The organism is uncultured Microbulbifer sp. (assembly GCF_947498635.1).
Lineage (GTDB): Bacteria > Pseudomonadota > Gammaproteobacteria > Pseudomonadales > Cellvibrionaceae > Microbulbifer > Microbulbifer echini.
In genome coordinates this window covers 1-1520 of the sequence record NZ_CANMKV010000095.1, presented here as the reverse complement: position 1 = coordinate 1520, position 1520 = coordinate 1, and the positions used below count along the sequence as shown (strand labels likewise).

The 1520-nt window shown below is 43.2% G+C and carries 1 protein-coding gene; it reads left to right on the top strand.

All coding sequences use genetic code 11. The features are described 5' to 3' along the window. Positions 1-661 precede the first annotated feature (661 nt). The gene (locus Q1A69_RS19920; protein ID WP_299589613.1) at positions 662-1048 is read left to right on the top strand and encodes a DUF4279 domain-containing protein; all 387 of its coding nucleotides are present in this window, start codon (positions 662-664) and stop codon (positions 1046-1048) included. Positions 1049-1520 lie beyond the last annotated feature (472 nt).

Genomic DNA, 1520 nt, shown 5'->3' with positions numbered 1-1520 from the left:
CTTGATCGTGTCATAGGGCACCTCTGCTGCGTAGTTTATCGCTTAAGAGAGTGTCCGTCTTTTGTGGGTAGGATCAAAGATCCTGAAACCGACCTGCTTGGAAAGCTCCGCTCGCTGGCGTGGTGATCTGACTACCTGAGGGTTCCAGTCAGGTTACCGCGATTGGGCAAGAGGAGTCACCCCACACCCGCGAGATGTTTGAGAACAAGCACTGGCACACTGCATTGGTGGTTGTACAGAAGCGTTGCCGTAGCCTTGCAGCAGCCTCCCCCCACCTCTAGCCTGTATGATTGATCGCTTTCCTGGGAATTGCCGCATATAAATTAGCGGTTTACACGCGAAATTTAAACATTTTTTGCACCTTAAAATGCTGCTAGATGTTTAGAAAACACTATAATCGCGCATCCAAAGTAATGAAATGATATCGGCTCATTTGTGACCAGACTAACCGAGAGTTTTCTCTCACCCTGACTTTTGAGACTCTAATAATTTTGACAAACACCTTAATAATCAACAAGTTACATAGTGGTCATGACAATCACTATCTAAATGTTAGACAAAAGTAGGAATCGTAAACTTGGATCATTCGAGAAAAAATCATAATCTGGAGTTATTCGCTAGAATGGGCGGGCCATTTTAGCGATTTTTCTTTGAAGTAAGTATATTTGGTGATGACTTAATACCTGAAGAAGTAACTGAGTTGTTAGGCGTTGAACCAAGCCAAAGTTACAAAATGGGAGATGAGCGTCCAAGAGGTTCTCAATACTACAAGACCGGTGGCTGGCTCATAAAGTCAGGGGGGGTCCCGATTGGCGAGTCTAGAGAAGGGGAGGAAAAGTTTGAAGAGTGGCTTTCCGAGCTTCCTGATGACAAATTTGCTTGGAGTAGCCTGATAGAGAAATTTGAAATCAAAGCTCGCCTTGTCGGATACACCGATCAATGGAACGCAGATTACACTATTTCACCAGGCGCGCTTAATGAGTCAACGAAACGTGGATTACCGCTAATGATCGATCCATTTTTATCTCTAGATGAGCCAGATGTCTAACAAGGTGATAAATTCAGTTCCGCCCTTGCAGGGCTCCACCGGACTGTCGCCGCTACGCGTCGCCAGCCGATTATCGCGGTGTTAAGCTTAAGAAATGAGTAGATTTGTTCGTAATCTATGTTTGATTTTGGTGGTTGTTGAGGCTCTTATTTTGATGATCCCAACTACATTGATGTATTTGACGGGTATAGCAATTTCGATTTTAGGTTTCTTTCAAGGAAATAAAGGTATTCTAACACCTGCATTCCTATATATAGCCGGCCTTCTGTTGCTTCCGGGGTATGCTTTATATTCATTGTGGCGGCTGGTTTTTTCGTATCGTAGATTATCGCTAAGCACAATCCCAATTCACATCTGGTTTGGTTTACTAATCGGTGTAGCTATATCTGTTCTAGGGAGACTCTGAAAAATGGCTTTCTAACTATGCATTAGGTTTCACACAGCAAAAAATGAATGTTTTTTAGTCAAAAAT